Below are 4853 nucleotides of genomic sequence, written 5' to 3'. Positions count from 1 at the left end.
GCTTGGCTTGGCTTGGCTTGGCTTGGCTTGGCTTGGCTTGGCTTGGCTTGGCTTGGCTTGGCTTGGCTTGGTAGTCATCATATTTCCATTATTAATTTGTCAAGTTTTTGTTTTTTAGTTGGATTTTCTACAAGCGAAAATCATTTGCGCCAACCGCTTTTAAACACTGCAACACAAACACAAAATTAAAAGTGCCTCGATTAATTTTGTTATTAACACTGTGATAAGTTTCGTCTATACCCATCGCATTTAACTTATCAACAAGCGTTTCATAACTCACACCATGACGGGTGAGCTCAGCTTTTAATAAGTTTTTTGCGTAGACCTTCCATTCTTCATCATTCATACACGCCCCTAAAGATGCAATTTAGTTGCGCCAGTATATGTTTACTGATTTATTTGTGTCAAATATGATATATAAATCTTGATTTTGTTGTTTTATTTGCTATAATTATCTCATAAATGACACATTTGGTGATATTTCATGAGCAACAAACAACACTTCCTCCTTTCTGCCAAAGCCCGTACCTTGTCAGTGCGCCAAGTATTTGAGCTAACCGAACAACAAGCCTTTGAAACCTTCAAGGAAGTACGCTGGGGCAAAGGCGATAACGTGGCTTGCCCCTTGTGTGGCGTGTTGAATAAGCATTACTTCATTCGTGTTCGCCGCCAATGGCGCTGTAAAGATTGCAACCATACGTTTTCAGTCACCAGCGGCACCGTGTTTGCGTTTCACAAATTACCCTTGCGCATTTATCTTGCGGCTATTGCGATTTACACCAACGCCGTTAAAGGCATTTCTGCATTACAACTTGGCCGCGATTTAGGTGTGCAGTACAAAACCGCATTTGTTCTTGCGCATAAAATCCGTGAGTCATTGATGGAACAGCGCGACATGGCGCAATTGTCGGGCGAAGTTCATATTGATGGTGCTTATGTAAACGGCCACATTCGCCCCAAGAATAAAAAAGCAGATCGTATTGATAGACGTTTAGCAATACACCAAAAACCTACCAAGCGTTGCGTATTGGTGTTTCGTCAACGTGCGCTACCTGCGGCACTGCAAAGCCAAAACAATTCCAACGATGCCACCATAGGCGCAACCAAAACCATTACGTTTGTGGTGAAATCTGAGAATCAAGCGGATGTGATTAAGTTGGCTGATCGTGTTGTAGTGCAAGGCTCAACTATTTGTGCGGATGAAAGCCCTGCGTATGATCCACTCCATGCAAAATACGATACCAAGCGCGTTAACCATCAAACCGAATATTCAACCGATGATGGGGTGAGCAACAACATGGCTGAAAGTTATTTTGCGCGTTTTCGCAGAATGCAGTATGGCCAAACGCATAAATTCGGCATTGAATATTTAGCCAATTATGCGAATGAAGCAGCTTATCGTGAAGATACTCGCCGCTGGCCGAATGGTAAAATATTTACCGATATCTTAACCAAGTGCGTACAAACAAAAACGCACCATGACTGGTGCGGATATTGGCAGGGTAATAAGCGTCAAGCTGAGCGTTTGGCGGCTTAAGCAATTTTCCATTTTAACGAACCACCTACGTTATCCACTTGAATAACGATATTTCGTTTTTTCAAACTGTGTAAGATCGTCAAAATATTTTTTTGTAGATTAACAATATTCGCCGTGGTCGATTCAATATTTTTACGTTCAAGCAACTCATCAACAATTTCACGGCTGCACAATGGCTTTTTTAATTCCCGCAATACATTCAGCGTCATGCGCTGAGCCTCACCTCGCTCAAAATTCTTACTTTTCGTGTAGGTTCGCTTGCCTTTGATGGTTCGTAAATCATACTGCGGCGAAAACAGCTTAATGGTATTATCCAAATGCGTTAGCGCACCTTGCAGTCGTCCAATTTCAGCTTGAATTGTGGTGATTTGCCCTGCAATTTCTTCGCGCTTTGACAGCAAACCTGATACTACGTGTGACTCGGCCATCTTAATTTCCTCGTGTGGTTAGTGAGGAAACAATAGGGGTTAGGCTAGGAAAAAACTTGTGCGGCTGCTACATAATTCCGGTTAAATGCCATTATTTCTTGCTTTTCATTATTGGTTACTGCGGTAACCTGAAAGCGCTCGGGTAATGTTCCCGGTTCTACCACGAGAGAGTGATAGCGCATCACAATGGGGGATTCGATTTCATTAAAGAGCGGGCAGTTACCTATCAGTTTTATTTCGGATGTGCGTCCGTGCATAATTTCCTGCGCAGTGGTGATGTTTGCACCGTAATATGCGGCAATGCCTTGATGCCCGAGGCAAATGCCTAGAATCGGCCGGCGTCCAACATAATAATCAATGACATCAAGGCATCGGCCGAAGTCATCTGAATTGGTCGGGTTGCCTGGGCCGGGGGACAAAATGACATGAGTGAAATTGTCCAGTGAAAAATGTTTCTCCGCGAGTAGGTCATTACGGATTACGGTAAATTTCGCTTTTTCGTATCGGCTAATCACTTGGGGTACGTTGTAAACAAACGAGTCATAATTATCGATAATTAAAATATTTTTCATGCTATCTCCTTGCCACATGAGTACATTTTTCGCAAACATTCTTCATATTCATCTTCTGCAACTGAATCGAGTACAATACCTGCACCCGCTCTAAGGTGTACCCGGTTGTCCGCAAAAGTGACGCTTCGGATGATGATGGAGAAATCTGCGCTGCCGTCAAAGTTCACAAAACCTATATTCCCGCTGTAAAACCCCCGTGCGCCATCCTCAACTTCCTGGATGATATTAATGCTGCGAATTTTTGGCGCGCCGGACATAGTGCCCGCAGGAGAGGCAGCGCGCATGAGATCCAGTGCCGTTTTATCCCTGGCGAGCTTTCCAGTGATGTCTGTTGCTAGGTGCATTACATCTTTGCAGTATTCAATATAGCGATAACGTTCCACTACAACGCTGCCATCTTCACATGCCATGCCCAAATCATTTCTGGCCAGGTCGACCAGCATAGTATGCTCAGCGTTTTCTTTTTCGCAGCTTAACAAGTCTTCCTCATAGGCCTTGTTGGCGACGGGATCATCCGTAAGCGCACGGGTCCCAGCCAAGGGAGTCATGCGCACCACGCCCTGCTGATCCAATACAAACAAATTTTCCGGTGATATCCCGGCGATATAGATATCAAAAAATTTAGCGATAAATTTGTAAGTGCTGTGATGCCGGTAGAGCTTGCTGAACGTGTCAAATGGGGAACTTTTTTGGATGCGATGATATTTGTGGCTTAAAACTGTCTGGAAGCTATTGCCCTTGCGTAAATTTTCCTTAATGATTTCAACGCGTTTATAGAAAGTTTCCTTTCCGTGACTGTCTTCACTGGCATTGCGATGAAACTCAGAGAAGGGCGTTAGTACGTTATCCGCAAAGAATTCATTGTGATGGTTGTTTTTTTTCAGCCTTTCCAGGAAACCGGATATTTTTTCATGATTGCAATCAGCATTAACAATATGCACTTCATTGGTTATCACGTTTTTAATTAGATAAGTATCAAACATACCAAAAACTAGTGGTGGGACTGCTGCATCCGTTATCTCAATATCGAGCAGTTGGCTTAGTCCTTCGAAGGATGCAGCACCAATTAACCCACCTCTGAAAAACGGAGTGTCGTAGCTTTGAATTTTTGCTGCGAAATTATTTAATTCAGAGTTAAGGTATGCAATAGGGCTTTCGTTGTCCAACACAACAAATTCTCGTGAATAATCGGTGTTGTTTACTCTCTGATAGAGGTCAAGCGCATTCAGATCATGATGGAATTGATAAATACGCAGGGGCAGTAAGGCAACTATTTGATGTTCGTGTTTCTGATAGATGACATAAAAATTGCCCAGCGATAGCTCATCGCCTTTAAAGCAAGCAATCAAATCACTGTTATTAGTTAATCGACAATACATCTTAAATTCCTTGAGATATTTTTATCTTTAGCGCCGAATGTATGTGCAGGCCTTGCGGCGTGCTCTGGTCTAGGCTGCTTTAGGGGTGGGCGATTTAACGAATAGTGCAATTAGCGTAGATAGTGCGGTAACGCCGACAAGAAAATACACACCAGTATTGAAACTTAATCCTGTTGCTTGTTGTTGATTTGCAACCATTATCGAAAATAACGCGACGCCAAGCGAAGAGCCGATCTGCATTGCAAAACTATTGAACGAGCTGAATCTGCCTCGTTCCATTGCGTCAACCGAGGCTACGGATAAAGCTTGCAATGGTCCCATTCGGAGGGAGATGCAGCTTAAATAAACTGCCATCAGTGTTGCAACAACATAAATATTAAATGCAATGCTGACAATAAAGGCCAATGTCAGCATTACCAATATGTTACTTATCAGGAATGTCTTGGTGATGCCCAGCTGCTTAACCCAATACCCTGACTTCATCGAAACAAAAACAGAAATAAAGCCGGTTACGCCGTAAATTATTGTGAGTGTTAATAAATCATAGCCATGGTTGATAATCCAAAGCGGAGAAAAAGTGGCGAATGCAGTAATAACAAATTGAAAACTGAAAAACAACGCTGTAATTTTTGTAAGGTGTGAATTGCCCAGGAATTTAAAATAACCTGCCAGCGAATTCAGGTAGCCAGTTGTTTGTGCCTTTTTACTTTTAACATATTCAACGCCCACAAGAATGAATATGAACAGCGCTACGGAGAGAATGCTTAAACAAGTAAATGCAGTTCGCCAGGATGACAAATGCCCCACCAGAATACCTAGGGGTACGCCTACAACAATAGCGGCAAACTGATCCCCTCCGCCAACTTCGGACAGTTCACTAACATACATTTCTTGCCTCAAAGCGCTCTGGGCTAATAAAGCCAATAGCGCTGTGACG

The 4853-nt window shown here is 43.0% G+C and carries 6 protein-coding genes; 1 reads left to right on the top strand and 5 read right to left on the bottom strand.

Annotated elements, in window-relative coordinates; translation table 11 throughout:
* Window positions 1-127: 127 nt before the first annotated feature.
* Window positions 128-346 (bottom strand): DUF6471 domain-containing protein, encoded by a 219-nt coding sequence (locus AWU77_RS02345; RefSeq protein WP_062058684.1) that lies wholly within the window; start codon window positions 344-346, stop codon window positions 128-130.
* A gap of 138 nt (window positions 347-484) precedes the next feature.
* On the opposite strand from AWU77_RS02345, the gene AWU77_RS02340 reads away from it, so the two are divergent.
* The gene (locus tag AWU77_RS02340; protein WP_062058681.1) at window positions 485-1537 is read left to right on the top strand and encodes an IS1595 family transposase; all 1053 of its coding nucleotides are present in this window, start codon (window positions 485-487) and stop codon (window positions 1535-1537) included.
* Here AWU77_RS02340 and AWU77_RS02335 read toward each other — a convergent pair.
* From AWU77_RS02335 to AWU77_RS02320, 4 genes are all read right to left on the bottom strand, one after another.
* Window positions 1534-1965 carry a hypothetical protein gene (locus tag AWU77_RS02335; RefSeq protein ID WP_062058678.1) on the bottom strand — a complete coding sequence of 144 codons (432 nt, stop codon included), beginning with the start codon at window positions 1963-1965 and terminating at the stop codon, window positions 1534-1536. The two genes, AWU77_RS02340 and AWU77_RS02335, sit on opposite strands and share 4 nt — an antisense overlap.
* 44 nt (window positions 1966-2009) lie before the next feature.
* Window positions 2010-2537 carry an aminodeoxychorismate/anthranilate synthase component II gene (locus tag AWU77_RS02330; RefSeq protein WP_062058670.1) on the bottom strand — a complete coding sequence of 176 codons (528 nt, stop codon included), beginning with the start codon at window positions 2535-2537 and terminating at the stop codon, window positions 2010-2012.
* Window positions 2534-3916, bottom strand: coding sequence for an anthranilate synthase component I family protein (locus AWU77_RS02325; protein WP_062058667.1), 1383 nt, complete (start codon window positions 3914-3916; stop codon window positions 2534-2536). The genes AWU77_RS02330 and AWU77_RS02325 overlap by 4 nt, the downstream gene beginning before the upstream one ends.
* Window positions 3917-3985: 69 nt before the next feature.
* The coding region (locus AWU77_RS02320) for an MFS transporter (protein ID WP_152625237.1) at window positions 3986-4853 on the bottom strand (868 nt) is incomplete at its 5' end.

Origin of the sequence: Cellvibrio sp. OA-2007 (genome assembly GCF_000953825.1) — a bacterium.
Lineage (GTDB): Bacteria > Pseudomonadota > Gammaproteobacteria > Pseudomonadales > Cellvibrionaceae > Cellvibrio.
The sequence above is the reverse complement of the archived record's forward strand: the minus strand, read 5'-3'. Positions and strand labels throughout refer to the sequence as shown.

Excerpts from the sequence above, each read along its gene's own strand:
- AWU77_RS02335 (WP_062058678.1), bottom strand. The coding sequence starts at position 1,965 with ATGGCCGAGTCACACGTAGTATCAGGTTTGCTGTCAAAGCGCGAAGAA.
- AWU77_RS02345 (WP_062058684.1), bottom strand. The coding sequence starts at position 346 with ATGAATGATGAAGAATGGAAGGTCTACGCAAAAAACTTATTAAAAGCT.
- AWU77_RS02330 (WP_062058670.1), bottom strand. The coding sequence starts at position 2,537 with ATGAAAAATATTTTAATTATCGATAATTATGACTCGTTTGTTTACAAC.
- AWU77_RS02325 (WP_062058667.1), bottom strand. The coding sequence starts at position 3,916 with ATGTATTGTCGATTAACTAATAACAGTGATTTGATTGCTTGCTTTAAA.
- AWU77_RS02340 (WP_062058681.1), top strand. The coding sequence starts at position 485 with ATGAGCAACAAACAACACTTCCTCCTTTCTGCCAAAGCCCGTACCTTG.